Annotated in this window: 21 protein-coding genes; 13 read left to right on the forward strand and 8 right to left on the reverse strand. The window is 61.7% G+C overall.

Going from position 1 to position 24,728, the window contains the following annotated elements; all coding sequences use genetic code 11:
* Positions 1 to 236: 236 nt before the first annotated feature.
* Positions 237 to 629: an Mth938-like domain-containing protein gene (locus KO539_RS03335; RefSeq protein WP_176389577.1), complete on the forward strand. Its 393-nt coding sequence runs from the start codon at positions 237 to 239 to the stop codon at positions 627 to 629.
* Positions 626 to 2,299, forward strand: coding sequence for a glycosyltransferase family 39 protein (locus KO539_RS03340; RefSeq protein ID WP_219307319.1), 1,674 nt, complete (start codon positions 626 to 628; stop codon positions 2,297 to 2,299). Before KO539_RS03335 ends, KO539_RS03340 begins: the two co-directional genes overlap by 4 nt.
* A gap of 62 nt (positions 2,300 to 2,361) precedes the next feature.
* Here KO539_RS03340 and KO539_RS03345 read toward each other — a convergent pair whose 3' ends face one another.
* Entirely contained in the window at positions 2,362 to 2,505 is a 144-nt protein-coding gene (locus KO539_RS03345) for a hypothetical protein (protein ID WP_219307320.1), read from the reverse strand.
* Here KO539_RS03345 and KO539_RS03350 point away from each other — a divergent pair.
* The 7 genes from KO539_RS03350 (at position 2,504) to KO539_RS03380 (ending at position 10,250) form a co-directional block, all read left to right on the forward strand.
* Positions 2,504 to 3,640: a DegT/DnrJ/EryC1/StrS aminotransferase family protein gene (locus KO539_RS03350; RefSeq protein ID WP_219307322.1), complete on the forward strand. Its 1,137-nt coding sequence runs from the start codon at positions 2,504 to 2,506 to the stop codon at positions 3,638 to 3,640. The two genes, KO539_RS03345 and KO539_RS03350, sit on opposite strands and share 2 nt — an antisense overlap.
* Positions 3,641 to 3,651: 11 nt before the next feature.
* Positions 3,652 to 4,647, forward strand: coding sequence for a glycosyltransferase (locus tag KO539_RS03355; protein WP_257626091.1), 996 nt, complete (start codon positions 3,652 to 3,654; stop codon positions 4,645 to 4,647).
* Positions 4,647 to 5,564, forward strand: a complete 918-nt coding sequence (locus tag KO539_RS03360; RefSeq protein WP_219307326.1) for a formyltransferase — start codon at positions 4,647 to 4,649, stop codon at positions 5,562 to 5,564. Before KO539_RS03355 ends, KO539_RS03360 begins: the two co-directional genes overlap by 1 nt.
* 21 nt (positions 5,565 to 5,585) lie before the next feature.
* On the forward strand, positions 5,586 to 6,638 hold the full coding sequence (locus KO539_RS03365) for a bifunctional UDP-4-keto-pentose/UDP-xylose synthase (RefSeq protein WP_035820989.1): 1,053 nt from the start codon (positions 5,586 to 5,588) through the stop codon (positions 6,636 to 6,638).
* Positions 6,638 to 7,597 (forward strand): polysaccharide deacetylase family protein, encoded by a 960-nt coding sequence (locus KO539_RS03370; RefSeq protein WP_035820990.1) that lies wholly within the window; start codon positions 6,638 to 6,640, stop codon positions 7,595 to 7,597. Before KO539_RS03365 ends, KO539_RS03370 begins: the two co-directional genes overlap by 1 nt.
* Before the next feature lie 75 nt (positions 7,598 to 7,672).
* A complete protein-coding gene (locus KO539_RS03375; RefSeq protein WP_034785468.1) occupies positions 7,673 to 8,143 on the forward strand; it encodes a peroxiredoxin in 471 nt (156 codons plus the stop codon).
* 289 nt (positions 8,144 to 8,432) lie between these two features.
* On the forward strand, positions 8,433 to 10,250 hold the full coding sequence (locus KO539_RS03380; protein WP_219307327.1) for a PhoH family protein: 1,818 nt from the start codon (positions 8,433 to 8,435) through the stop codon (positions 10,248 to 10,250).
* A gap of 195 nt (positions 10,251 to 10,445) precedes the next feature.
* Here KO539_RS03380 and KO539_RS03385 read toward each other — a convergent pair whose 3' ends face one another.
* Positions 10,446 to 11,468: a PoNe immunity protein domain-containing protein gene (locus KO539_RS03385; RefSeq protein ID WP_219307328.1), complete on the reverse strand. Its 1,023-nt coding sequence runs from the start codon at positions 11,466 to 11,468 to the stop codon at positions 10,446 to 10,448.
* 220 nt (positions 11,469 to 11,688) lie between these two features.
* Positions 11,689 to 12,003: a hypothetical protein gene (locus KO539_RS03390; RefSeq protein WP_219307329.1), complete on the reverse strand. Its 315-nt coding sequence runs from the start codon at positions 12,001 to 12,003 to the stop codon at positions 11,689 to 11,691.
* Between the two features lie 183 nt (positions 12,004 to 12,186).
* On the opposite strand from KO539_RS03390, the gene KO539_RS03395 reads away from it, so the two are divergent.
* The 4 genes from KO539_RS03395 to KO539_RS03410 all read left to right on the forward strand — a co-directional run bounded on the left by KO539_RS03395 (position 12,187) and on the right by KO539_RS03410 (position 14,815).
* Complete coding sequence (locus KO539_RS03395) at positions 12,187 to 12,861, forward strand: site-2 protease family protein (protein ID WP_374106328.1); 675 nt, start codon at positions 12,187 to 12,189, stop codon at positions 12,859 to 12,861.
* Positions 12,813 to 13,346 (forward strand): membrane protein insertion efficiency factor YidD, encoded by a 534-nt coding sequence (gene yidD / locus KO539_RS03400; RefSeq protein ID WP_374106329.1) that lies wholly within the window; start codon positions 12,813 to 12,815, stop codon positions 13,344 to 13,346. The genes KO539_RS03395 and yidD overlap by 49 nt, the downstream gene beginning before the upstream one ends.
* Positions 13,347 to 13,607: 261 nt before the next feature.
* Positions 13,608 to 14,549 (forward strand): bestrophin family protein, encoded by a 942-nt coding sequence (locus tag KO539_RS03405; protein WP_176389569.1) that lies wholly within the window; start codon positions 13,608 to 13,610, stop codon positions 14,547 to 14,549.
* 65 nt (positions 14,550 to 14,614) lie between these two features.
* Positions 14,615 to 14,815 (forward strand): heavy-metal-associated domain-containing protein, encoded by a 201-nt coding sequence (locus tag KO539_RS03410; protein WP_034750458.1) that lies wholly within the window; start codon positions 14,615 to 14,617, stop codon positions 14,813 to 14,815.
* A gap of 47 nt (positions 14,816 to 14,862) precedes the next feature.
* Here the strand turns inward: KO539_RS03410 and KO539_RS03415 are convergent, their stop codons facing one another.
* The 5 genes from KO539_RS03415 to KO539_RS03435 all read right to left on the reverse strand — a co-directional run bounded on the left by KO539_RS03415 (position 14,863) and on the right by KO539_RS03435 (position 24,720).
* Complete coding sequence (locus tag KO539_RS03415) at positions 14,863 to 15,585, reverse strand: glutathione S-transferase (RefSeq protein ID WP_219307331.1); 723 nt, start codon at positions 15,583 to 15,585, stop codon at positions 14,863 to 14,865.
* A 21-nt stretch (positions 15,586 to 15,606) separates the two neighbouring features.
* A complete protein-coding gene (gene cueR, locus KO539_RS03420) occupies positions 15,607 to 16,026 on the reverse strand; it encodes a Cu(I)-responsive transcriptional regulator (protein ID WP_034750463.1) in 420 nt (139 codons plus the stop codon).
* A gap of 1 nt (position 16,027) precedes the next feature.
* Entirely contained in the window at positions 16,028 to 18,469 is a 2,442-nt protein-coding gene (locus KO539_RS03425; RefSeq protein WP_219307332.1) for a heavy metal translocating P-type ATPase, read from the reverse strand.
* A gap of 103 nt (positions 18,470 to 18,572) precedes the next feature.
* On the reverse strand, positions 18,573 to 19,328 hold the full coding sequence (locus KO539_RS03430) for a FecR family protein (RefSeq protein WP_257626092.1): 756 nt from the start codon (positions 19,326 to 19,328) through the stop codon (positions 18,573 to 18,575).
* Positions 19,297 to 24,720, reverse strand: coding sequence for a YDG domain-containing protein (locus tag KO539_RS03435; RefSeq protein WP_219307333.1), 5,424 nt, complete (start codon positions 24,718 to 24,720; stop codon positions 19,297 to 19,299). The genes KO539_RS03430 and KO539_RS03435 overlap by 32 nt, the downstream gene beginning before the upstream one ends.
* Positions 24,721 to 24,728 lie beyond the last annotated feature (8 nt).

The raw sequence follows: 24,728 nt of genomic DNA on the forward strand, positions 1-24,728 counted from the left end.
CCGGCGCCTCCGGACGGCAATCGGGCGGGCGCCATCTTCATCTTCCCTTAATCTTGCAGCATTACCATGGCGCAAGCAGGCATCGCCACTGTGGCGCCGAACATTGCAATTTGGAAAGGATGTTGCTTTTCAGTCGCTCTTTTCTGTCATTTATGGCATGCTTACGCCCTTGGCCGCGGCACGCAGTTTGGCCGCGCGCGCACCGATCAACCGACACAACCAGCCCCGATATCGCCATGAAACTCCACGCCAGCAGCACCCAACAATACCAGACTGTCACCGGCTATGACGAAAACGGCGTCGAGATCAATGCCCAGCCGTACAACTACAGCCTGATCGTCATGCCGGAAACACCGCCACGGGCGTGGGAAGTCACCAGTTTCGAAGAATTGACCGAGGCGCATTTCGCCCAAATCCTGGCCGACGCACCCGACGTGGTCATCCTCGGCACGGGTGAGCGCCAGCGCTTCGTGCATCCGAAACTGACGGCCGCGCTGACCATGCGCCGCATCGGCGTCGAATGCATGGATAGCCAGGCTGCCTGCCGCACCTACAATATCCTCATGGGCGAAGGCCGCAAGGTCACCCTGGCCCTGATCCTGGCCCCGGCCGCAGGCAAGGCCGCATGAAAATCAACGTCAACGAGCTGCACTCGTCGCGGGTGCTGATGTGGTCGCTGCTAGGCATCTTCATCGTCGTCACCCTGTATGCGCTAGGTATCCGTACCCTGGTACCGCCCGACGAGGGCCGCTACGCCGAGATGGCGCGCGAAATGTTCGTCACGGGCGACTGGATCACCACGCGCCTGAACGGCATCAAGTACTTTGAAAAGCCACCGCTGCAAACGTGGATGAATGCGCTGACCTTCGCCGCCTTCGGCCTGGGCGAATGGCAGGCGCGTTTGTGGACTGGCCTGTGCGGCATCATCGGCGTGTGCATGACGGCGTATGCGGGCAAAAAAGTGTTCGGCCCGCGCGTGGGCCTGTATGCCGGCCTGGTGCTCGCGTCGAGCCTGTTCTGGCTCGCTTCCGGCCAGATCAATTCGCTGGACATGGGCCTGTCGGGCATGATGACCCTCACCCTGGGCAGCCTGCTGGTCGCACAGCGCGACGAGGCCACGGCGATCGAGCGGCGCAACTGGATGCTGGCCTGCTGGGCCGCCATGGCGCTGGCCGTGCTGGCCAAGGGCCTGATCGGCATCGTCCTGCCGGGCGCCGTGCTGGTGCTGTATTCGCTGTGCGCGCGCGACTGGCGCATCTGGACGCGTCTGCACCTGGCCAAGGGCTTGCTGGTGTTTTTCGCCATCGCCACGCCATGGTTCGTGCTGGTCGCCCTGCGCAATCCGGAACAGCCGCATTTCTTCTTCATCCACGAGCATTTCCAGCGCTTCCTGATGAAGGGCCACAAGCGCGAAGGCGCCTGGTACTACTTCCTCGTGCTGCTCATTCCCGGCATCCTGCCCTGGATAGGCGTGCTGCCGCAAAGCCTGGCCGCCGCGTTCCAGCGCCAGGAAGGCGCCTTCCAGCCCCGTTTGATGCTGCTGATCTGGGCCGTCTTCATTTTCTTCTTCTTCAGCTATTCGACCTCGAAGCTGCCTGGCTACATCGTGCCCGTCTTCCCGGCGCTGGCCCTGCTGGTGGCGCTGTATCTGGAATCGGCTTCGCGCCGCCAGCGCCTGTTCGCCGCCGGCCTGCTGTGCGTGCTGGGCGCGGCCATCCTGATCGGCGGACCGATCGCCTTCGGCAAGGCCAGCGCACGCGACGCGGAAGCCCTGGTCGCGCTCAAGGGTTACCAGCCATGGTTGATGGCGGCCGGCTTCTTCGCCCTGGCCGGCGGCGCCCTGGCCTTGCTGCATGCACGCCAGCTGCGCCGCGACATGACGGTGCTGACGATTGCCGGCGCCGGCTTCCTGGCCACGCACTGCATCCTGGCCGGCTCCGAACTATATGGCCAGAACCGCGCAGGCACCGACATGCTGCCGCAGATCCAGGCCGAACTGACGGCCGATACCAAGCTCTATTCGGTCGGCATCTATGAGCAGTCGCTGACGTATTACCTGCAGCGGCCCGTGATCCTCGTCGATTACTGGGATGAGTTCACGTTTGGCCTGAAACAGCAGCCCGAGCTGTCCATTCCGGACATCGAGACTTTCATCACGCAATGGACGAACGATGCCAATGCCGGCGTGCGCGGCATGGCCATTATCAGCCTGAACCGTTACAAGGAATTGCAAGCGCGTGGCGTGCCCATGCGCGTGATTGCCGAAGATGCGCGCCGCATGGTCATTGCCAACAAATAATGTTTAACCGGGGCGCGAGGCAGCACGGACCGCGCCCCCGGCCAGCCTGCCCCGCCCCCGCATCAGCTGGATTTTTCACCGCTGAACTGGCTGCGCCGCCATACTGACGATATAAAATAGCCATGCCTGCCGGCGCCTTTGACGGCACTGGCAGCCTCGGCGATGCCGATACCCTGACCCAACACAGATTCAAGAATTGCGCCCATGACCTCTACCCTGCCCTTTTTGCCCTTTTCCAAACCCACCATCGATGAAGCGACCATCGCCGCCGTCGGCGACGTGCTGCGCTCGGGCTGGATCACCAGCGGCCCGAAAGTGCAGGCCTTCGAAGCCCAGCTGTCCGAGTATTTCGGCGGGCGTCCCGTGCGCACCTTCAATTCGGGCACGTGCACCATGGAAATCGCGCTGCGCATCGCCGGCATCGGCCCCGGCGACGAGGTCATCACCACGCCCGTGTCGTGGGTAGCGACGGCCAACGTCATCATCGAAGTGGGCGCCACGCCCGTGTTTGCCGACATCGACCCCGTCACCCGGAATATCGACCTCGACAAGCTGGAAGCGGCCATCACCCCGCGCACCAAAGCCATCATCCCCGTCTACCTGTCCGGCTTGCCCGTCGACATGGACCGCCTGTACGCGATTGCCGACAAGTACAAGCTGCGCGTCGTGGAAGACGCGGCGCAAGCGTTCGGCTCCACCTGGAAAGGCAAGCGCATCGGCGCGTTTGGCGACTTCGTCTCGTTCAGCTTCCAGGCCAACAAGAACATCACCACGGGCGAAGGCGGTGCGCTGGTCCTGAACAACCTGGAAGAAGCGAAGCTGGCCGAGAAATACCGGCTGCAGGGCGTCACGCGCAGCGGCGTCGACGGTATCGACGTCGACGTGCTGGGCGGCAAATACAACATGAGCGACATCATGGCCGCCATCGGCCTGGGCCAGTTCGCCAATATCGACGCGATCACGGCCCACCGCCGCGCGCTGGCGCGCCATTACTTTGAGCAATTCGGCAGCGACTTCGAAGCCCTGAGCGGCGCCCAGCTGCCGGTGCAGGATTTTGAGAACAGCAACTGGCATTTGTTCCAGATCATCCTGCCCGATAATGGCCCCGGCACGCGCGCCGCCTTCATGCAGCAAATGGCGCAGCAAAACGTGGGAACGGGCTATCATTACGCACCGATCCACCTGTTTACCATGTACCGCGAACGCGGCTTTACCGAGGGCATGTTCCCCGTCTCGGAAAAGATCGGCCGCCTGACCGTGACCTTGCCGATGTTCTACGCCATGACGACACAGGACGTGGAACGCGCCGTCGCCACCGTCAAATCCATACTCATCAAATGAGCAGCGCGCCGATGAAACCTGAACTGTCCATTATCATTCCGATCTACAACGAGCAGGATGGCCTGGCCAGCCTGTTCGCCCGCCTGTATCCGGCCCTCGACGCCCTGCAGACGAGCTACGAGATCATCTTCATCAACGACGGCAGCCGCGACAATTCGGTGGCCATCCTGGCGGAACAGTTCCGCCAGCGCCCCGACGTCACGCGCGTCGTCCTGTTCAACGGTAATTATGGCCAGCACATGGCCATCCTGGCCGGTTTTGAAGCGTCGCGCGGGCAGATCATGGTCACGCTCGACGCCGACCTGCAAAACCCGCCCGAGGAAATCGGCAACCTGGTGGCGAAGATGCGCGAAGGCTACGATTACGTGGGATCGATCCGGCGCAAGCGGCAAGATTCCGCCTGGCGCACCCTGGCCTCGAAGATGATGAATCGTCTGCGTGAAAAGATCACGAATATCAAAATTACCGATCAGGGCAACATGCTGCGCGCGTATGGCCGCAACGTGATCGACCTGGTCAACCAGTGCGCCGAGGTCAACACCTTCGTGCCCGCCCTGGCCTACACGTTTGCGCGCAAGCCCACGGAAATTACCGTCGAGCACGAGGAACGCTCGGCCGGCGAGTCGAAATATTCGCTGTATAGCCTGATCCGCCTCAATTTCGACCTGGTCACGGGCTTTTCGCTGATACCCCTGCAAATCTTTTCGATGCTGGGCATGCTGCTGTCCTTCAGTTCGGCCGTGCTGGTGATCTATCTGCTGGCGCGCCGCTTCCTGTTCGGCGCCGAGGCGCAGGGCGTGTTTACCCTGTTCGCCATCGCCTTCTTCCTGATGGGCGTGATCCTGTTCGGCATCGGCCTGGTGGGCGAATACGTGGGACGCATCTTCCAGCAAGTGCGCGCCCGTCCCCGCTACGTGGTGCAAACCATCTTGCAGGACGGCATGGTCCAGGCGGAAGCCGAGGCGGCATCGCATGTGCGCCTGGAAAAGCGCCAGGTGGGCCGCTGATGGGCGCCCCACGCGCCGTCGTCTTCGGCTACCACAATGTCGGCGTGCGCTGCATCAAGGTGCTGCTGGCCGGCGGCGTCGACATCGCCCTGGTCGTCACGCACGAAGATAGCCCCACGGAAAACCTGTGGTTCGAATCCGTCGCCAGCCTGTGCCAGGCCGAAGGCATTCCGTACATCACGCCTTCGGACGCCCGCGCGCCCGAATTGCTGGCGCAGGTGCAGGCGGCGGCACCGGACATGCTGTTCAGCTTTTACTACCGCCACATGCTGCCGGCCAGCATTTTGGAAGTCGCGCCCGCCTACAATATGCACGGCTCGCTGCTGCCGCAGTTCCGCGGCCGCGCGCCCGTCAACTGGGCCGTGCTGCATGGCGCCCCGCAAACGGGCGCCACCCTGCATGAAATGACGGTCAAGCCCGATGCCGGCGCCATCGTCGCGCAAACGGCCGTGCCCATCCTGCCCGACGACACGGCCTTCGAAGTCTTCGGCAAGGTCACCGTGGCGGCGGAACAAACCTTGTGGCACGTGCTGCCGGCCTTGCTGGACGGCACTGCGCCGCGCCAGCTCAACGATTTGCGCCAGGGCGGCTACTTTGGCGGACGCACGCCGGAAGACGGCCGCATCGACTGGAAGTTACCGGCGCAGCAGGTATACAACCTGCACCGGGCCGTCGCGCCCCCCTATCCCGGCGCGTTCACCGAAGTCAACGATGTCATTTACATCATCGAAAAAGCCCGTTTAAGCAAGCTTTCAGCAGGAAGTTTGCCACCTGGCTTGGCGGTAGTGGATAATTGCATCTTTGGCGTCTGCGGAGACGGCCGCATGCTGGCCATTTCCGCGCTGAGGGCTGCCGGGGAGCCAATTACGGCTCAGCAATTGCAAGCAAGTCTGACCACCCGCGTCAGCACACACTGATATCACACAAGAGAATCTCACATGAAAAAAGTCCTCATCTTAGGCGTCAACGGCTTCATCGGCCACCACCTGTCCAAGCGCATCCTGGAAACCACCGACTGGCATGTCTACGGCATGGACATGAACACGGACCGCATCACGGAATTGCTGGAAGATGACAACTACAAGTCGCGCATGCACTTCTTCGAAGGCGACATCACGATCAACAAGGAATGGGTCGAGTACCACGTCAAGAAATGCGACGTGATCCTGCCGCTGGTGGCCATCGCCACGCCGTCGACCTACGTCAAGCAGCCGCTGCGCGTCTTCGAACTGGACTTCGAAGCCAACCTGCCCATCGTCCGCTCGGCCGCCAAGTACGGCAAGCACTTGGTCTTCCCGTCGACCTCGGAAGTGTATGGCATGTGCCATGACGAGGAATTCGACCCGGAAAACTCGGAACTGATCTGCGGCCCGATCAACAAGCCGCGCTGGATCTATTCGAACGCCAAGCAGCTGATGGACCGCGTGATCTGGGGCTACGGCATGGAAGGCTTGAACTTCACCCTGTTCCGTCCGTTCAACTGGATCGGCGCGGGCCTCGATTCGATCCATACGCCGAAAGAAGGTTCCTCGCGCGTGGTGACGCAATTCTTCGGCCACATCGTGCGCGGCGAAAACATCTCGCTGGTCGACGGCGGCGCGCAGAAACGCGCGTTCACCTACATCGACGACGGCATCGATGCGCTGATGCGCATCATCGCCAACAAGAACGGCATCGCCAGCGGCAAGATTTACAACATTGGCAATCCGATCAATAACTATTCGATCCGCGACCTGGCCGGCATGATGCTGACCCTGGCCGCCGAATATCCGGAATACGCCGAAGGCGCGAAACACGTGAACATCGTGGAAACGACCTCGGGCGCCTACTACGGCGCCGGCTACCAGGACGTGCAAAACCGCGTGCCGAAAATCACGAATACCTGCGAAGAGCTGGGCTGGGCGCCGACCACCACCATGGCCGACTCCCTGCGCAATATTTTCGACGCCTACCGCAGCCAGGTAGCCCAAGCCAAAGCACTGATGGATTAATGTTGAGCAAGCCGTTCCTGACCCTGAAAATCGACGTCGATACCTATCGCGGCACCCGTGAAGGCATGGGCAATCTGGTGCGCATGCTGGCCGCGCACCAGGCCAAGGCCACTTTTCTGTTCTCGCTGGGCCCCGACCATACGGGCTGGGCCCTGCGGCGCGCCTTGAAGCCGGGCTTTTTCAGCAAGGTCTCGCGCACCTCGGTGGTTGAGCACTACGGCTTGAAAACATTGATGTACGGCACTTTGCTGCCGGGACCCGATATCGGCAAGCAATGCGCGGCGCAATTGCGCGCCGTGCGCGATGCCGGTTTCGAGTGCGGCATCCACACCTGGGATCACACCCTGTGGCAAGACAACGTGGCCAAGCGCAACGCCGCCTGGACCATCAACATGATGCGCAAGGCCGCCAACCGCTACGAGCAAGTGTTTGGCGCCAAGCCGCACACGCACGGCGCGGCCGGCTGGCAAATGAATGTCAGCGCCTTTGTCGAACACGACACGGCCGGCTACCGCTTTGCCTCCGACGGCCGCGCCATGCTCGACGCGCGCGGCGCCATGGTGCATGCCAGCAATGGCCCGCACCGCGTGCGCAATGGCAACACCATCCTGCAATGCGTGCAACTGCCCACCACCCTGCCCACCCTGGATGAATTGCTGGGCTGCGAAATCGACGGCAAGCTGATCACGACCGGCAATGTTGCCGCGCATATATTGTCGCTGACGGCGGATAATCCCCGCGATCACGTGTATACCTTGCATGCGGAACTTGAAGGACAGAAACTCGCCCCCATTTTCGAACAACTGCTGGCTGGCTGGAAAACCCAGGGCTACCAGTTTGCAGCGATGGGCGATTATTATGAAAAGATAAAAAATACGGACTTGCCCGTTTGTCCCGTCACCTGGGATGAGTTGCCAGGCCGTTCGGGACGCCTGATTGTGCAGGGCAAAGCGGCCTGAATGCTGTATTGTTGCACCTGGATGCGTTGCCAGATTAAAAACCAGCGCTGATGATCACCGTTCAGGAGAGAACCTGTGGCTGATAGCCAATCCCTCGTTAGCATACCCGACTTTAGCGCCGCCATGACCAGCGGCAAGACCTTTCAGTTGCTGGGCCGTCCGGCCAAGGCCACGGTGCTGTTTTTCTATCCGAAGGACAACACTCCTGGCTGCACCACGGAAAACATCGCCTTCCGCGATGCGTATTCGCAATTCGTCGCTGCCGGCGTGGAAATCTACGGCATCAGCCGCGATTCCCTGCGCTCGCACGAAAGCTTCAAAGCCAAGCTGGAGCTGCCATTCGAGCTCATTTCCGACCCGGACGAAGCCGTTTGCCTGCTGTTTAACGTCATGAAGATGAAACAGATGTACGGCAAGACGGTTCGTGGCGTCGAGCGCAGCACGTTTGTGATTGACGCCCAGGGCCGATTGGTGAAAGAATGGAGAGGCGTGAAGGTCGCAACTCACGTGGAAGAAGTGCTGGAATTCGTAGCGCATCTGAATTGATCGTCCATATTGATCCAATGCGCGTTGTCGGCTTCCAGCGAGCCTGGTTCAACCGCAGTTCAGTTCACGGTACCTATCGCCATTTTGAGTCAACGAAGCGCCTCCATCCACTCCGCCAGGCGGGCCTGCAGCCCGACTATGGCGTCCATGACCGGCCATGCTGCCGGCCTTCCGGCAGTTACTCGTCCTGTAGCATTGTTGTTCCCCCGCATCCACCCCATGAGAAGTGCCGCCAGAAGCTGGCTGCCCATGGGCGATTCATTCCAGAAATTTTTTGATTGAGATCCTGATGCCACTGCCAAAATTACCGAGCAAGCCAGCCACCATCCTGGCCACCCAAGATTACCCAACCGCAGGCGCAGCGCGCCCGGCCACCAAAACCCCGGCAGCCAAGAAAGTGGCTGCACCGATCATTGAAGCGGCGATCGCCGAAGTTGCCAAGCCGGTCCGCAATGCGGCCACGAAGATCAAGCAAGTGGCGGCCCTGATGGTCGCCAAGCCGGCGCCTGCGCCAGCCGTTGCTGTGCCTGCGGCCGCTCCTGCCGTCGTTGCCGCGCCTGGGGCGAAAGCCAGGCCGGCGGCAAAAGGCAAGGTCACGCCGATCAAGCCCGTCAAGCAAGCCGAGCAGCCACATCCGGCCAAGCACAAGGCGGTGGAAGTGCAGCTCAAGTCGTCCGCCAGCCGCGCCGCCGACCAGCGCGGCATCAGCAAACTGTTCGTGCTCGACACGAACGTGCTGATGCACGACCCATCGTCGCTGTTCCGCTTCGAGGAACACGATGTGTACCTGCCGATGATGACCCTGGAAGAGCTGGACAACCATAAAAAGGGCATGACGGAAGTGGCGCGCAATGCACGCCAGGTTTCGCGCACGCTCGACGCCCTGATCAGCAACACGGACGACGACGCCATCGAACACGGCATCCTGCTGTCCAAGCTGGGCAACAAGGACGCCAAGGGCCGCTTGTTCTTCCAGACGCGTCTGCAAAGCGCCGACCTGCCGGCAGGCTTGCCAGTGGGCAAGGCCGACAACCAGATCCTGGCCGTCGTGCGTTCGCTGGAAGCGGAACAGGAAGGCCGTCCCGTCGTGCTGGTGTCGAAAGACATCAACATGCGCATCAAGGCGCGCGCCCTGGGCTTGCCGGCCGAAGACTACTTCAACGACCATGTGCTGGAAGACACGGACTTGCTGTACTCGGGCATCGTGCAATTGCCGGACGACTTCTGGAACAAGCACGGCAAGGACATGGAATCGTGGCAGGAAAGCAAGAACGGCTACAGCTCGACGTTCTACCGCGTGACGGGTCCGTTCATCCCATCCTTGCTGGTCAACCAGTTCATCTACCTGGAACCGAAAAACGGCGAAACGCCATTCTACGGCCAGGTAAAACAGATCAACGGCAAGACGGCCGTGCTGCAAACCCTGCGCGACTTCAGCCACACGAAGAACAATGTGTGGGGCGTGACGGCGCGCAACCGCGAGCAGAACTTCGCGCTGAACTTGCTGATGAATCCGGAATGCGACTTCGTCACCCTGCTGGGCCAGGCCGGTACCGGCAAGACCCTGCTGGCCCTGGCCGCCGGCCTGGCGCAAGTGCTGGAAACCAAGCTCTACAATGAAATCATCGTCACCCGCGTGACGGTGCCGGTGGGCGAAGACATCGGTTTCCTGCCAGGCACGGAAGAAGAAAAGATGTCGCCATGGATGGGCGCCTTCGACGACAACCTGGAAGTGCTGAACAAGTCCGACTCGGATGGCGGCGAATGGGGCCGTGCGGCAACGCAAGACCTGATCCGCTCGCGCATCAAGATCAAGTCGCTCAACTTCATGCGCGGCCGCACGTTCGTGAACAAGTTCCTCATCATCGATGAAGCGCAAAACTTGACGCCGAAACAAGTCAAGACCCTGGTCACGCGCGCCGGTCCCGGCACGAAGATCCTGTGCCTGGGCAACATCGCACAGATCGACACGCCGTACCTGACGGAAGGCTCGAGCGGCCTGACTTACGTGGTCGACCGCTTCAAAGGCTGGACCCACAGCGGCCACGTCACTCTGGCCCGCGGCGAGCGTTCACGCCTGGCCGACCACGCCAGCGAAGTGCTGTAACGTGCTGTAACTGATAGCGGGCGGCGCAAGCTGCCCAGTCATTCGAAAGCCCCGGCTGCAGCGATTGCGGCCGGGGCTTTTTTACGTGTGCCGCGCTTGGCTGCTGCCCCGCAGGGCCATGCGTCCCGTGCAGCGGACTATATTCTGGATTTCAAGCGATGCTTTTTCAGACTCGAAAATAGATACGCAATGAAGTCATTGTTCATGTTCAGTAAGTCGCCAGACGGTCAGTCCATACACCGAGCCCAGATTATCCATTTCCTCGTTCTGTTGATAACGACGCAGTTCCGGCACCACATCGAGCGACTGCCATAATCCTGCCTTGGGACAGGGATCGCCAGCCTTGGCGCGCAGTTCCTTGGGCGCCATCGGGTCGCTGCCTTCCGGCGCGTAATCCTTTCTGGCCTGCCTTGCGAAATCGACCAGATCCTTGGGATAGAACTGCGCGCTGGCATAACTGCTGTCGTCGATGTCGAGCAAAAAAGTGATGGCTGCGGCTTCCCAGGACCAATAACCCCAGAACGAAATATCGCGCGTATGCGCATCGTAATATGGCTCGCGCCGGCTGGCGTGGTACCAATCCTCCAAATACTCGGCCATCAAAGCTGGACGATCTTTTTCCGCGGCTGAAAAAATTTTCAATGTCTTAAAATATGGCAGATGCCGCACGCAATCATTCAAGGAAACAGATCGATTTTCGGAGTAATAGCTTAATATCCTCTCAATCATCCCATCTTTTTCGTGATTATTGAAATCCATAATTGGAATCAACTTCGAAATCAAACCACCCCAACCCAATAAAATTCCAAAACAAAGCATTCTATTTACTTTGTTATAGTCTTTTCCAGGCAATGCGAAATGAGGAAATCCACGGTCATTTTCATTTTTCCGACTATTGTCATATTCCTCATTATATCTCGCATATAGCTCCCAACACTCCAATGCCTCTGGGTAGCGTGATCTAATTTCATTTATACTATGCCCAGCACTGTACATATTTGCGAGATTATTAACGACAATCCATGCCTGCTCTTGAGTAGCCACCATGAAATTATATAAGGGGATTTTTCTTAATTTCTCATCTGACTGTCTAAAAGCCTTGCGCAATTTTTCAATACAGGTGATGAATCCTGTAAAATTTTCTTCGTAGACATCATGGGACAACAAATTCTCCCTCTTTTTTTTCGAAAAGTCAGCAGAACTTAATAATGCATTCATTCTTTACCTTTTTTATAATTCTTTTTGGCAAATCAAAAATTATTTGCACGTGATGTTCAGAGCCCCTTGATTTATTATGCAAACCCAGTTGGCGCCCGCCATGGCCGCCAGGCCGTGCTGGCCGCTGTCCTGCTCCTTGCTGATCGCCATGGCAGGCCGGCCGGTACCTGATTTTCTACGCGATGCTGGCCTGCAAGGCGGCGCTCAAGTTGTTATCCATCTAATGGACCGTGCGCACGATTAAAAAATGGCGTTCGTCATCGCTGTCCGGGTCGAATAACGCATGGCCGTGAAACGGGCGCCAGTCGTCGGTGCTGGTGGCGGTCAACAACTGCAGCAGGGCGGGTTGACCGATCAGCGTGCGCAGCGAGATGGCGGCGTCCGTGGACAGGGCCGCGATCTGAAACGCAAACCCCTGGCTGAGCCCTTCTTCGCCGCGCACGCATTCGGCAAGCAAGCGATTTTCGCCCAGTGGCGTGGTCAATTGCAGTAATCTGGTGGCTTGCGTGAAGTCCGTAAGCGGCGAAGCGAGCATCAGCGACTCCCAATAGGCGATCTCGCGCCTGAAAATTACTAAATATATATTTTTGCTAAAGACATTACACCTCAGAATTATTTTTCTAGCAAGAGTGATTCGATTGACATGCGCGCTACCGGGCAGGAGCTTTCCTGGCGCTATGTTCTAATACATGGCTTTGACCATCCCAACTTTCCTGCAATGCATCCCATTCTCCCGTTGTTGCTCTGCGCCGCCCTCTTCATTCTCATCCACATTTCCGTCATGGCCGCGTGCGCTCGCGCATTCGGCATTACCGTGCGCAGCATCAGCTACGGCGTGGGACCTACCCTGCTGGCCGTGGGAAAGGTCCAGGTCAAGCTGCTGCCCCTGGCCGGCAACGTGGTGCTGAAGGATACGCGCGAGGAAACCTTGTATGACGACGATCCCTGTCTTGACGCCTATAACTTCCAGCCGCTGTGGAAGCAGGCGCTGCTGCCATTGAGCGGCGTGGGGGTGCTGCTGGCCTTGTCGCTGGGCATCATGGGGGCGTCGGGCTGGGAGCGCTTTGTCGCTGCCTTCGGGCAGATCGTCCACGGTGCGCTGGCGCCGTTGTCGACGGCGCAGGCATTGCTGGGTGATGGGGAAACGTTTGCGCGCACGCACGGCTTTGCACTGGCGTTCGCCCTGTTCTCGTTGAAACTGTGCGCCTTCAACCTGCTGCCGTTTGCCAGTTTGAACGGGGGACAGGCGCTGCTGGCCATCATGCGCGGCGGCAAGCCGTATGCGGCGTGGGAAGAGGCGGCGGTGAAGTGGCTGCTGCTGCCGGGGCTGGCGATCTTGCTGGCGTGGGTGGCGGCATTCGGCTGGTATGGCTGGAAAATCATGGCAGCCTAGGCCGCTGGCGCTATTATTTTTGGACACTTGTCGTATGCTCGCACCACCGTCTTGACGCCCTCGGCAAAGGAGCTGGCATTTTCTCGTTCGACACTTGCGGCACACGCCTGGCCCTGTGGGCCATTCGCGCCTACCAGCGCTACCTGTCGCCATGGAAAGGTTTTTCCTGCGCCTACCGCGTGCTGACGGGGCGCGACAGCTGCTCCGCCTATGGCTACCGGGTGATTGAACGTCATGGCTTGCGCACGGGCCTGCCCCTGTTGCAACGCCGCTTGCGCGCCTGCGGCGAACGGCATCGCCAACACCTCGCGCTGCATCCGCAAGTACGGCGCAGCGCGCGCCGCCAGGCACAGGCGGGGTATTGCGACTGCGACGTGCCCTGTGACTTGCCATCGATGAACTGCCTGGACAAGGCATGTGATACTGCTGATATCTTCGAGTGCTGCGACTGGCCACAGCGCAAGAAAAAAGACAATCGTCATTGAGGTGATGACGCGAATTTAAATTACAAATGAAATATTCATTCATGAAATGAATGATGCCCATTATCACTGTGAATTGGCTGGAAACGGGTCAGCGGCCTATACTCAAGCCGTCTCCCCTACACTGCTTCCCATGCACACCCTGCTCAGCCCGCATACCTCGCGGGCTTTTTGTTCCCGGCCATTGCCACTCCGTTTTACCCCTTTTAACGATCACCGGGCGCGCCGTTCCCCGCCAGCCCAGCTCCCCACAGGGAGCACCGCATGATCGTGCGCGAGCGTCCTTCGGCGCTGCGCTTGTTCCTCGTGGTGCGCGGTTCCGTCCTGCCGCGCATCCGCACCACGCTGATCGTCAATACCCTGATCGCCACCCTCGTCACCTGGTGCCACGGCACCCTGTTCGACCACAAGGTGATCCTCACGACCATCCCGTTCACCCTGATCGGCTTGCCGCTGGCCATCTTCCTGGGCTTTCGCAACACGGCCGCCTACGACCGCTACTGGGAAGCGCGCAAGCTGTGGGGCGAACTGGTCTTGCGCAGCCGGAATTTCTCGCGCCAGTGCCAGACGATGATACGCAGCGACACGCCGGCCCACGCCAGGCTGGGCCTGGAAGACGTGCGCGTGCGCATGATTTACCGCACCATCGCCTTTTGCCACGCCCTGCGCCACCAGCTGCGCGACACGCGCGGGCCGGCCGATTTGCAGCCGCTGCTGCGTCCGGCCGAATGGGACGCGGCCTGCAAGGCATCGAATCCGTCCGACTACCTGATGCTGCAGATGGGCCACGACCTGGCCGACTGCGTCCGGCAAGGCCGCATCGACAGCATCCTGGCCACGCAGATCGATAATACGGTCTCGGCCATGGTGGGCGCGGGCGCTTCGTGCGAACGCATCCGCAGCACGCCGATTCCGTTTTCGTATTCGCTGCTGCTGCACCGCACGGCCTATCTGTACTGTTTCCTGCTGCCTTTCGGCCTCGTCGATTCGCTCGGTTTCATGACGCCGTTCGTCGTCGCCATCGTCGCCTACACCTTCTTTGGCCTCGATGCGCTGGGCGACGAGATCGAGGAACCGTTCGGGGAAGACGCCAACGACCTGCCGCTGTCGGCCATGTGCCGCGCCATCGAAATCAGCTTGCGCGAATCCGTGCAGGACGAGAACGTGCCGCCGCCCATGCAGGCTGACGATTTTCTGCTGCACTAAGCTTGACCTTCCCATTGGGGTAAGGCTTACAGTGGACACACTTAACCATTCAAGGAGTGCTTGCCATGTACCAGTTACAAGTTGAAAACATGAGCTGCGGCCATTGCGTCGGCTCGGTCACGAAAGCGGTGCAAGCCATCGATCCGCAAGCCCAGGTGCAAATCGACCTGGCCAGCAAGCGCGTCACGGTGGAATCACCCGCCGAACTGGGCGCCATCAGCGCGGCCATCGTGGAGGCGGGATTTCCCGTTACCAGCGCTCAATAACAGCAGTCGCTTCGACAAGACAGCCGGCCCTTGCGCCGGCTGTTTTTTTATCCGTCCAGTTCGGGATAATGGCGGAAGATGCCTTCCTCGTTGAACGAGATTCTGCGCTTTGACTTCAGGTAGCGGGCGATGTTCGGCCGCGCCGCCACCATATCGTGCAGCGCAAACAAGGCGGGATACTGCGGCGCCAGCCGCGCCATGGCTTGCGGAAACGCATACTGCAGGCCCGCCAGCATCTGGAACAGCGACAGGTCGCCATACGTGAGTCTGGCCCCCACCAGATACTGGCTGCGGCTGTTCAGCAACACTTGCGTGAAATAATCGAGAAACTTGGGTAAACGTGTTTGGCGGAAATCCGCGCTGCGCAGCGTGGCGGCCTGTTTTTGCTCTTCGTAATATTGATTCATCGACAGCGGATGGTGCGTGTCGTGCACTTCCGTCAGCCAGTCGGCCATCGTCAGCTGCAGCTGGTTCAGCCACAAACGGCCGCTTTCCGCGCGCGGCGCCAGGCCCAGGCGCCGGCCCAGATACAACAGGATATTCGTCGTCTGGCCGATCAGCACGTCGCCATCGCGCAGCACGGGCGGAGCGTAGGCGGCCTGTGGCGTGCTGCCGCCATCGAGGCAGGCAAGCATCGCGGGAACACCTTGCCCCTTGCGCTTAGGCAAGCGGGCGACGTCGCGGTAGTCGGCGCCCGCCTCTTCCAGGGCCAGACGGATGAATTCGCCACGCCCCTGTATCGTGGGCCAATAGTACAGTTCATACGCCATAGGCACCTCCGTTGACTTACATCAAGGGCAACATGCTTTCGCTTCCTTGTCACCGGCCAACCCCAGGCTTTGCAGGATGGGGCAATCGGGCTTGTCATCACCATGGCACGATTGCGCCAGGTGCGCCAGGGTATCGCGCATTTCCGTCAGTTCGGCGATGCGCTGATTCAAATCGGCGACATGCGCCAGCGCGATGCCTTTCACGTCCGCGCTGGCGCGCTGGTCGTTTTGCCACAGCGACAGCAGCTCGCGGATCTGCTCCAGCGAAAAGCCCAGGCCCCGCCCGCGCTTGATGAAACGCAGGGCGTGCAAGTCGTTCGGCGTGTAGATGCGGTAACCGGCGTCGCTGCGCGCGCTGGGTTTTAACAAAGTAATGCTTTCATAGTAGCGTATCATTTTTGCCGATACGCCCGTCTCGCTTGCCGCCTGGCCGATATTCATCCTATGACTCCTTGGTATGCGCGCTGCGGGCTTTCCAGCGGCGCAGCAACAGGGCATTACTGATCACGCTGACGGAGCTGAAGGCCATCGCCGCGCCCGCCACCATGGGGTTGAGCAGGCCGAAGGCAGCCAAGGGAATGCCGATCAGGTTATAAATGAATGCCCAGAACAGATTCTGCCGTATCTTGCTGTAGGTGCGGCGCGAGATATCGATGGCGTCCGCCACCAGGGCCGGATCGCCGCGCATCAGAGTGATGCCGGCCGCATGCATGGCCACGTCCGTGCCCGTCGACATGGCGATGCCCACGTCGGCGGCCGCCAGCGCGGGCGCATCGTTGATGCCGTCGCCCACCATGGCCACTTTCGCGCCCTCGCCTTTCAGCGCAACAATTTTAGCGGTTTTATCGGCCGGCAGCATTTTCGCCGCCACCGTGTCGATGCCCAGCAGCTTGCCGACGGCGTCCGCGCTGCCCTGGTTGTCCCCGGTCAACATCACCGTCTGGATGCCGAGGCTGTGCAAGTGGGCAATGGCCGCCTGCGCGTTCGGCTTGACCTGGTCGGAAAAGGCGAACAAGCCCAGCAGTTCCGACCCCGACGCCAGCCACGAAATCGTGTTGCCCGTGTTTTCCAGCGACAAGGCCTGTGCCGCCAGCGGCGTCATGTCCACGTGCAACTCCTGCATCAGGCGCGTGCTGCCCAGTTTCAATTCCAGGCCATCGACGTGGGCCGCCAAGCCGCGGCCCGGCAAGGCCGACAGGCCCGTGGCTGGCAACGGTTCGATGTGGCGCGCGGCCGCCGCGTCCAGCACGGCCGTCGCCAGGCTGTGCTCGCTCCCACGCTGGATGCTGGCCGCCAGCTGCAACAGCCGTGCATCGTCGATGCCGTGCGCATGCAGGGCCGCCAGCGCGGGTTTGCCCACCGTCAGGGTGCCCGTCTTGTCGAACACGACGGTATTGACGGCGTGCGCCACTTCCAGCGCTTCCGCATCCTTGATCAGGATGCCGTAGCGGGCAGCCACGCCCGTGCCGGCCATGATGGCCGTCGGCGTGGCCAGGCCCAGCGCGCAGGGGCAGGCGATGACGAGCACGGCCACGGCATTGATAATGGCGTTCTCCAGTTCGCCAGTGGCGAACCACCAGCCCAGCATGGTCAGCAGCGCCAGCACTAGCACCACGGGCACAAAGATCGCGCTGACCTTGTCGACCAGGTGCTGGATCGGCGCCTTGGCCGCCTGCGCATCTTCCACCAGACGGATGATGCGCGACAAGGTCGTCTCGCCGCCCACGGCTTGCGTGCGCACCAGCAACAAGCCGTCAGCATTGATGGCGCCGCCCGTGACCTTGTCGCCCGGATGCTTATCGACCGGCAAGCTTTCGCCCGTGATCAAGGACTCATTGATCTGGCTGGCGCCTTCCACCACCACGCCATCGACGGCTACCCGCTCGCCGGGACGGATGACCACCAGGTCGCCCACTTTTACTTGTTCCACGGGCAAGTCGATTTCGACGCCGTCGCGGCGCACGCGGGCCGATTCCGGACGCAAGACTTGCAGGGCGCGGATGGCCGAGGCCGTCTGGCGTTTGGCGCGGCTTTCCAGCCATTTTCCCAGCAGCACCAGGGTGATGACGACGGCCGATGCCTCGAAATACAAGTGCGGCAGCATTTCGCCCGCCGTCAGCCATTGGTAGACGGACAAGCCATACGCGGCGCTCGTGCCTAAGGCCACCAGCAGATCCATATTGCCGCTGCCGGCGCGGGCCGCCTTCCAGCCTGCCTTGTAGAAACGCGCGCCAAAGTAAAACTGCACCGGCGTGGCCAGGGCGAATTGCAGCCAGCCGGGCAGCATCAAATGGATGCCGGCCCACTCGAGCAGCATCGGCAGCATCAAGGGGAAAGCCAGCACGGCCGCGAACGCCACTTTCATGCCGTCGCGGTTCGGTGCGGCAGCGGGCGCGCTGGCCGCGCTGGCCGCGCTGGCAGCGGGCACCGTGGCTGCATAGCCGGCCTTGTCGATGGCGGCGATCAGGGTGCCTGCTTCCAGGCCGCCCGTCACCTTGATGCGCGCGCTTTCCGTGGCCAGGTTGACGCTGGCCGCCAGCACGCCTGGCACTTTCAGCAAGGCTTTTTCCACCCGGCCCACGCAAGAGGCACACGTCATGCCGGCGATGTTCAGGTCGATCTCGCGCTGCGCCACCGTGTAGCCGGCCTTTTCCACGGCCGCCTGCAAGGTGGCCAGGGGAATCGGCGTATCGGATTTGATTTTGGCCACTTCCGTGGCCAGGTTGACGCTGGCCTGGGTCACGCCGGGCACGGCGGCCAGGGCCTTTTCCACGCGGCCCACGCACGAGCCACAAGTCATGCCTTCGATGGCCAGCGCCTGCGCATGCGCGGCGGCGGGAGGGGGCGGACTGGAATTGGCGGGAGCGAGTGTACTCTGGTTCATGGCAGATCCTGTACGAAAGATTAACGAATAGGGTCAGGATCTGCTATCCCATGATGGGAAGGTCAAGCCCTATTTGCACGGTGTGCAGAGCTTGCTTGAAGACTTAGCGCACCACGCAGTCGATGGCGGCCGCCTTGGTGCCGCCGGCCGGAGCGCCGCCGCTTGAGGGCGATGGCAAAAAGGCCGGCGGCAGCGTGAACGGCAGGCCTGGATTGACGGGCAACAACACAGGCGGCTGCCTGAAGTTGGGTGTAAAGCCAAACTGGCCAGGGGCAAAGCTTTGCGCGCCAGCCGGATTGCTCACCTGAATCAGGCCCTCAAGCACGTGCACATACAGGCCGGGAGCCAGGCCTGGTCCTGCCGATGGCGCCGCCGTTGGCAACGGTATTGCGGAAGGAGCGACATAGCTGGCAATAAACGTCGTGCCGCGGATGCCAATGGTGGCGGCCGGCGTCTTCATTTCGAAGCGCTCCTTGTTGCGCTTGCCCAGCAGGCCCGTGACGGAGCGCAAGCCTCCCTTGAGCAAGCTGAAGATGGCATGGTCGCCATCGGGCTGCTCGGCCGTGTAGCTGAATTGCTCGATCACGAAACTGGTATTCGGCTTCAGCGTGATTTCGCTATTGTCGATCAGCTTGATCAAGGCATAGGTGTCCTTTTCCGTCAGCAAGGTATCGCCCTGCTCGACCTCGGACTTGATGGCCAGGATTTTCACCTTGCCGTCCATCTTCTTGGCCATCAGCGGACCACTCAGTTGCATGACGGTACCGGCCACCTGTCCGGCCCAGGCGTGCGCACCCACGCACGTCAGGGCCAGCCACAGCAAGGCCTTAATTGCAGTACATTTTTTTAGCGGCATCATCGAGTTTGTATCCTGTGGGTTTATCTTTGGCTTCGGCAACATCCTTGCTGTCTTTCTTCTTGTCGTCCGGCTTGGCTTGCGGCGCGGACACGAGCGTATCGTTGGCACGATCGGCTTGCTTGATGATGCGCAAGGCATCATCAATGGCCGCGCTCGTGGCGGCGTCGATCGCGGGCTTGTCGATGGTGGTCGCTGGCAGGAAGATGGTGTCCGCCATGCTCACCGTGCCATTCGGCGCCAGCAAGCTGACGTTGGCACGCTGGCGGTTGATGCGCACGCCCGAGCCTCCCGTGATGCTGCCCGTTTTCGCCAGCACGCTCATGCTGGCCGCTGCCGGCAAGGTGACGCTGGCAGTGTCAGCAAAACGCACATTCGCGCCCGCGCTGGCGCTGACATTGCCGCCGCCAGCGATCTGCGCATTGCCGCCGACATTGATGTCGCGGCCCGCCGTCATGCTGACATTGCGCACCGCCGCCAGTTGCGCGCCATCACCCAGCACCACATCCGTGCTGGCATCGAGCGCAATATCGTTGCCCGCGATCCTGCCGTTGACGGTGACGGGGCTGTGCGCCGTCACGCTGACGTTGCCGCCATTCGCATTGATATTGCCAACCGCGACGCCGCCCGTATTGTCGATGGCGATATTGCCCGCGCCAGTGACGAGGGTTCCCAGGGTCAGGGTGCCCGGCGCCGAAGTATTGTTCAGCGTAATGCCGCCCCCTGCGCTATTGCTTGCGGTAAAACTGCTTAGCTGGTTGCCCGCATGGCCCAGCACAATGCCGTCGCGCGCCTGCGCAGTGACGCTGCCGGCGAGCAAGGCGCCATCCTGGCCGATGGCGCCGTTCAGGGTGCTCAATGTCACATCATTCGCCGCCAGACTGGCGAAGCGCAGATCGCCAGCCGCTTGCGTGATGGCCAGCTGGCCCGCCAGGCGGATGGCGCCGGCCGCCTGATTGAAGCTATTGGCGACGAGCAAGTTGCCGTTGCCGCTCAGCACGCCGCCGCCTTGCGCGTAACGGTCCGCCGACAGGCTGCCGTTCAGCAGCAAGCTGCCGCCATTGACTTCCAGGCTGCCCAGCAAGGAACGGTCCGGCACATTCTCGCCGAGGGTCAGGCTGCCGCCCGTCAACAGCAAGCCCGTCGCCAAATTCAGGTTTTTCAGGATGGTGTTGCCAGCCGCCGCGCTGTACGTGACGATGCCCTTGCTGTTGCTAAAGTCGACGGCCAGCACGTTCGCGCCTTCCGGCACCACGCCGCCGTCCCAGTTGGCCGCATCGCTCCACAAGCCGCTGCCGCTGCCGACCCAGGTCGACAATTGCTTTTGCGCAATCGATGCCTGCGCCGTGCCGCCTGCGGACGTCAGCACATAGTTGCCCGCATCGGCGCCGCCCAGGCCCAGGTTCGTCACGAACACCGTCTTGCCCGCACCCGCATTCTTGTCGCTGAAGCTAGCCAGGGCCGACAGGTCCAGGCGGTCGCCGACGACCCGGTCGTCGCCCAAACTCAGCGCAGCGCCCGTCGTGCCGTCATAGGTCTTGTTGACGCCGTTAAATTGCACGTTGAGGGCGCGCGGCGTGATGTCGGCCGTGGTGCTGCCGCTGCCGCTGGTCAGCACGTAGTTGCCCGCGTCGGCGCCCTGCAGATTGCCGCTGTCAAAGCGGTAATTGACGTTCTTGCCCTTGCCCGCATTCTTGTCGCTGAAACTGGCCACGGCGCCGGACAAGGCCACCTGGTCGTTGCCGATCAGGCCTTCGAACAGGGCGCTGAGGCTGGCACTGGCATTGCCGTCATATGCCTTGCTGGCGGCGCTGAAGGCGCCCGCATTCAGCACGGCGCGGCTGATGCCGGCCAGGCCGCTGGCGTCGGCCGCCACGCTGTAGTTGCCCAGTTCATTGCCCGACAAGCTGATACCGCTGGCGTTGACGACCTTGCCGCTACCCGCGTTCTTGTCGGTAAACACGGCCGTGCCTTGCGCGCTGACGCTGTCGCCATTGACCACATTTCCCAAGGTAAAAGTGGCGCCGCCAAAACCCAGCTGGCCATCGTAGACCTTGCCGCCGCCAATGCTGACCGTCAGCATACGCGGCGTGATGGCCAGGGTGGTGCTGCCGTCCAGGCTGATGTCGTACTTGGTCGACCACAGACCCGTCAGCGCATAGCTGCCGACATTGCGCGCGTTGCCGTAGCCGAGGCTGCCATTCGCGCCCGTATCGCCATCGAGCAGGCCCGAATAGCTCAGGCTGCCGAGGAAGCTGGCCAGCTGGCCATCGTAGACCTTGCTGGCATCGGCCGTCACGGTCACTTGCAGCGGCTTCAAAAAGGCTTTCAACATCGGCGTCGTATAACCGTCATAAATGCGCCAGACGCCGTTGAAATTGTAATCGTTAAAACTGCCCTGCTGCCGCATCTGCGCCGTGGTGCGGCCCGTGGCGCCGCCCTGGTCCAGCATGGTGCCGGCCGTTTCATAGTTCCAGAAACCATATGCCACGCCAGCGCCCGCATCGGCCCGGCCCACCAGGCCGCCCACCGTGCCGCCGGCAAAGCCGCTACCGGCCACGGCGCCGCTGCTGTAGACGTGGCTGGCGCTACTGCCGGTCACGCTCCAGCCGATCAGGCCGCCCAGGTTTTCATGGGAGGCGGCGGGATCGCTGTTGGCGGCAGCACCGACGGCGCCAGTGGCATAGGCATTGCTGATGCTGCCGCCGTTGCGTCCTACCAAGCCGCCGATATTCGCCGCACCGCGCACGGCGCCCGTGACGTACGACTGGGCGATCGCCCCTTCGTTATTGCCCACCAGGCCACCCACATTGCGCCCGCCACTGACGCTGGCGCTGCTGCTGACATTGTCGATCGTACCGCTGAGCACATTGCCCACCAGCGCGCCCACGTTTGCCACGCCTGAAACGCTGCCACCGTTCAGGTTCAGGTTGCGCACGGTGCCGCCCTGCAAGCTGCCAAACAGCCCCACGGGTGTATCGTATGTGCCGCCATCGATGATCAAGTTGCTGATGGCTAAGCCGGCGCCATCGAATATGCCGGAATAGGCCGCGCCACCACCAGCGATGGGAATAAAGCCCTTGCCGCCATTCCAGTTCACCGTGCTGCTGGCGTCGATACTGCTAGCCAGGCGATAGCTGTTGCCGAGTCCCAGGCTGCCGATGCCTTGCAAGCCGTAGATATCGGCGATCAGATAAGGCGAGGACGCGCCGCCGTCGCCGCCGGACGCGCGCAGGAAACTGGCGCCGCTGCCGATGGCAAAGCTTCGGGCGCCGAACCCCGACAGAACAGCCGCGTTTTGCACCCAGGCGCCGCCGTCGAGCACAAAGCTGCCGTCCACCGTCACGGCGCTCGTGGCCGTGATGGCGGAACCTGAATTGAGGTGCAGATCGCCGGTCCTCGCGAGCGCATCCGATATCCGCATGCCGCCCGTGTTCGTGCCGTCGCCGATGGTCAGCGATGCGGCCGAGATGCCAGCCAGTTCAATCGCGTCCAAGCTGAGGGCCGTGCCCGATTTGGTGCCCAGGTCGATGCTGCGCGCACTGTTCAGGGGCTTGATGATCACCTTTGCGCCGCCCGTCGTGCCGCCGAAGTTGACCTTGCCGTTAATGCCGATATTATCTGCCTGCAAGATCACCGTCTGGTCGGCGGCTCCGCTGCCCAGCAACTGATCTCCGCTACCGGTCAGGTCAACAGCACCGCCCTGGACATTGCTGATCAGGCTCAGATGGCCGCTGCCGACATTGACCACGCCGGCGCCGCTCACGCTGGCCCCGGAAAGATAAACGCTACCGCCATTGCTGGTGATCGGCGCGGCCAGATTCACATGCGAGCCGGCGCCGCCGACGCTGCCGCTGCTGGCATCATTGGCCAACAGTCTGACGGCGCCGCCATTGGTGGTGATGGATGAGTTGACGTTGATCGCTTCGCCCGCCTGTGCCGTCAGGCCCACGCCTTGCTGCGTGATATTGATGTCGCTGTTGAAGTTGATGCGATGCTTGGCCTGCAAGGTGACGTTGCTGCTGGCGCCAGAAATCAGGTCGGCGCCGAGATTGGTGTTGCCGCTGGACGGAGAGTCGGCGAACTGGTCGACGTCGCTCAGTTCGCCGTCCGAACCGGCGACCACGGTGATATCGTAAGGATCGAGCAGCCAGTTGCCGCGCTTGCCGCGCGCCGCGCTGGTATCGACGCGGATGCCGTCGACGGCCAGGTAGTGGCCCGAGGTTTCCACGAAGCCGCCGTCGCCGCCCTGGGCGCCGCCGCGCGCGGAAATGCTGCCGTGCACCTGGGCCGATTCATTGCCCCAGACGATGACCTTGCCGCCGTTGCCGCTGACGATCGCATCGGCACGGACGCTGGCCTCCTTGCCGACGAGTACCTGGCGTGCATTCTGCACGGCCGCGTTCTTGCCCTGGTAGTCGCCGCCCAGCAAGACCGTGCCGCCGCCCGCCGCGCCGCTGGCATCGACCTTCGCATTGCCAAGCAAACCCACCTGCTCGCCCAGCACGTGAATCTGGCCGCCCGTGCCAGCCGCGCCCGTGGCGCTGGTGACGCTGCCCGCCTCGAGCAGCGTCTTGCCGCTGGCCTTGAGGACGATCCTGCCATTGTCGCCGACGACGGCGCTGTTGGCGTTGAGCACGCCGCGCTGGCTGAGCAGTGCGCCGGCCATGCCGATGCTGCCGCCCTGGGCGATGATCTGGCCCAGGTTCAGGGCCTGGTCGGTCGGTGCCGAAACGAGCACGCGCAATTGCGGATTGCCGGGGTCGGCCAGCTGCACGCTGCGCCCGGCCGCCAGGATCACTTCACCGTTCGGCGCCGTGATGATGCCCGTGTTTTCCACGTTCGGCGCGATCAGGAGCACTTGCCCGCCCTTGCCCGCGTTGATGGTGCCCGCATTGCCGACGCCGCCGGCCACGCCGCCAGCCGTAAACTGGCGCTTGCCGGCCAGGAAATCCTCGTTCGTCATGCCCAGGCTGGACGCCACCAGCCCGTTCACATCGACGCGCGCACCCTGGCCGAAGACGATGCCGTTCGGGTTGATCAGGAAGACCTTGCCGTTCGATTCCAGGCTGCCCAGGATCTTGCTGGGGTCTTGTCCCGTGATGCGGTTGAGTACGGCGCTATTGCCGTTTTGCTGGATGAAGCGCGTGATTTCGCCCGCATGGATGGAAAAGCTCTGCCAGTTGATGATGGTGTTGGGCGTGTTCGTGATCGAGAAGATGTTGCCCTGCTGGTTGAACGTGGCCTGTCCGTTGACCACCTGCGGCAAGGCGGGGTTGGCCTGCGCCGCGCCGAAGCAGCCCGCCAGCAGCAGTGCCAGTGCCGTGCGGCGCAGGGGTGGTGCAAACGGTGGCGTCAGGATGAAAACAGAGGCGTGCTGGACATGGTTGTGCATGGTGTTCA

The sequence above is a fragment of the Janthinobacterium sp. NKUCC06_STL genome (genome assembly GCF_019345455.1).
GTDB classification, from domain to species: domain Bacteria; phylum Pseudomonadota; class Gammaproteobacteria; order Burkholderiales; family Burkholderiaceae_D; genus Janthinobacterium; species Janthinobacterium rivuli.

What these genes read in the sequence shown, in the direction of transcription:
- KO539_RS03430 (WP_257626092.1), bottom strand. Translation starts at nt 19,328, where the DNA reads ATGATGCCGCTAAAAAAATGTACTGCAATTAAGGCCTTGCTGTGGCTG.
- KO539_RS03380 (WP_219307327.1), top strand. Translation starts at nt 8,433, where the DNA reads ATGCCACTGCCAAAATTACCGAGCAAGCCAGCCACCATCCTGGCCACC.
- KO539_RS03415 (WP_219307331.1), bottom strand. Translation starts at nt 15,585, where the DNA reads ATGGCGTATGAACTGTACTATTGGCCCACGATACAGGGGCGTGGCGAA.
- KO539_RS03355 (WP_257626091.1), top strand. Translation starts at nt 3,652, where the DNA reads ATGAAACCTGAACTGTCCATTATCATTCCGATCTACAACGAGCAGGAT.
- KO539_RS03345 (WP_219307320.1), bottom strand. Translation starts at nt 2,505, where the DNA reads ATGGGCGCAATTCTTGAATCTGTGTTGGGTCAGGGTATCGGCATCGCC.
- cueR (WP_034750463.1), bottom strand. Translation starts at nt 16,026, where the DNA reads ATGAATATCGGCCAGGCGGCAAGCGAGACGGGCGTATCGGCAAAAATG.
- KO539_RS03360 (WP_219307326.1), top strand. Translation starts at nt 4,647, where the DNA reads ATGGGCGCCCCACGCGCCGTCGTCTTCGGCTACCACAATGTCGGCGTG.
- KO539_RS03410 (WP_034750458.1), top strand. Translation starts at nt 14,615, where the DNA reads ATGTACCAGTTACAAGTTGAAAACATGAGCTGCGGCCATTGCGTCGGC.
- KO539_RS03340 (WP_219307319.1), top strand. Translation starts at nt 626, where the DNA reads ATGAAAATCAACGTCAACGAGCTGCACTCGTCGCGGGTGCTGATGTGG.
- KO539_RS03390 (WP_219307329.1), bottom strand. Translation starts at nt 12,003, where the DNA reads ATGCTCGCTTCGCCGCTTACGGACTTCACGCAAGCCACCAGATTACTG.
- KO539_RS03365 (WP_035820989.1), top strand. Translation starts at nt 5,586, where the DNA reads ATGAAAAAAGTCCTCATCTTAGGCGTCAACGGCTTCATCGGCCACCAC.
- KO539_RS03335 (WP_176389577.1), top strand. Translation starts at nt 237, where the DNA reads ATGAAACTCCACGCCAGCAGCACCCAACAATACCAGACTGTCACCGGC.
- KO539_RS03425 (WP_219307332.1), bottom strand. Translation starts at nt 18,469, where the DNA reads ATGAACCAGAGTACACTCGCTCCCGCCAATTCCAGTCCGCCCCCTCCC.
- KO539_RS03405 (WP_176389569.1), top strand. Translation starts at nt 13,608, where the DNA reads ATGATCGTGCGCGAGCGTCCTTCGGCGCTGCGCTTGTTCCTCGTGGTG.
- KO539_RS03350 (WP_219307322.1), top strand. Translation starts at nt 2,504, where the DNA reads ATGACCTCTACCCTGCCCTTTTTGCCCTTTTCCAAACCCACCATCGAT.
- KO539_RS03385 (WP_219307328.1), bottom strand. Translation starts at nt 11,468, where the DNA reads ATGAATGCATTATTAAGTTCTGCTGACTTTTCGAAAAAAAAGAGGGAG.
- KO539_RS03395 (WP_374106328.1), top strand. Translation starts at nt 12,187, where the DNA reads ATGCATCCCATTCTCCCGTTGTTGCTCTGCGCCGCCCTCTTCATTCTC.
- KO539_RS03370 (WP_035820990.1), top strand. Translation starts at nt 6,638, where the DNA reads ATGTTGAGCAAGCCGTTCCTGACCCTGAAAATCGACGTCGATACCTAT.
- KO539_RS03435 (WP_219307333.1), bottom strand. Translation starts at nt 24,720, where the DNA reads ATGCACAACCATGTCCAGCACGCCTCTGTTTTCATCCTGACGCCACCG.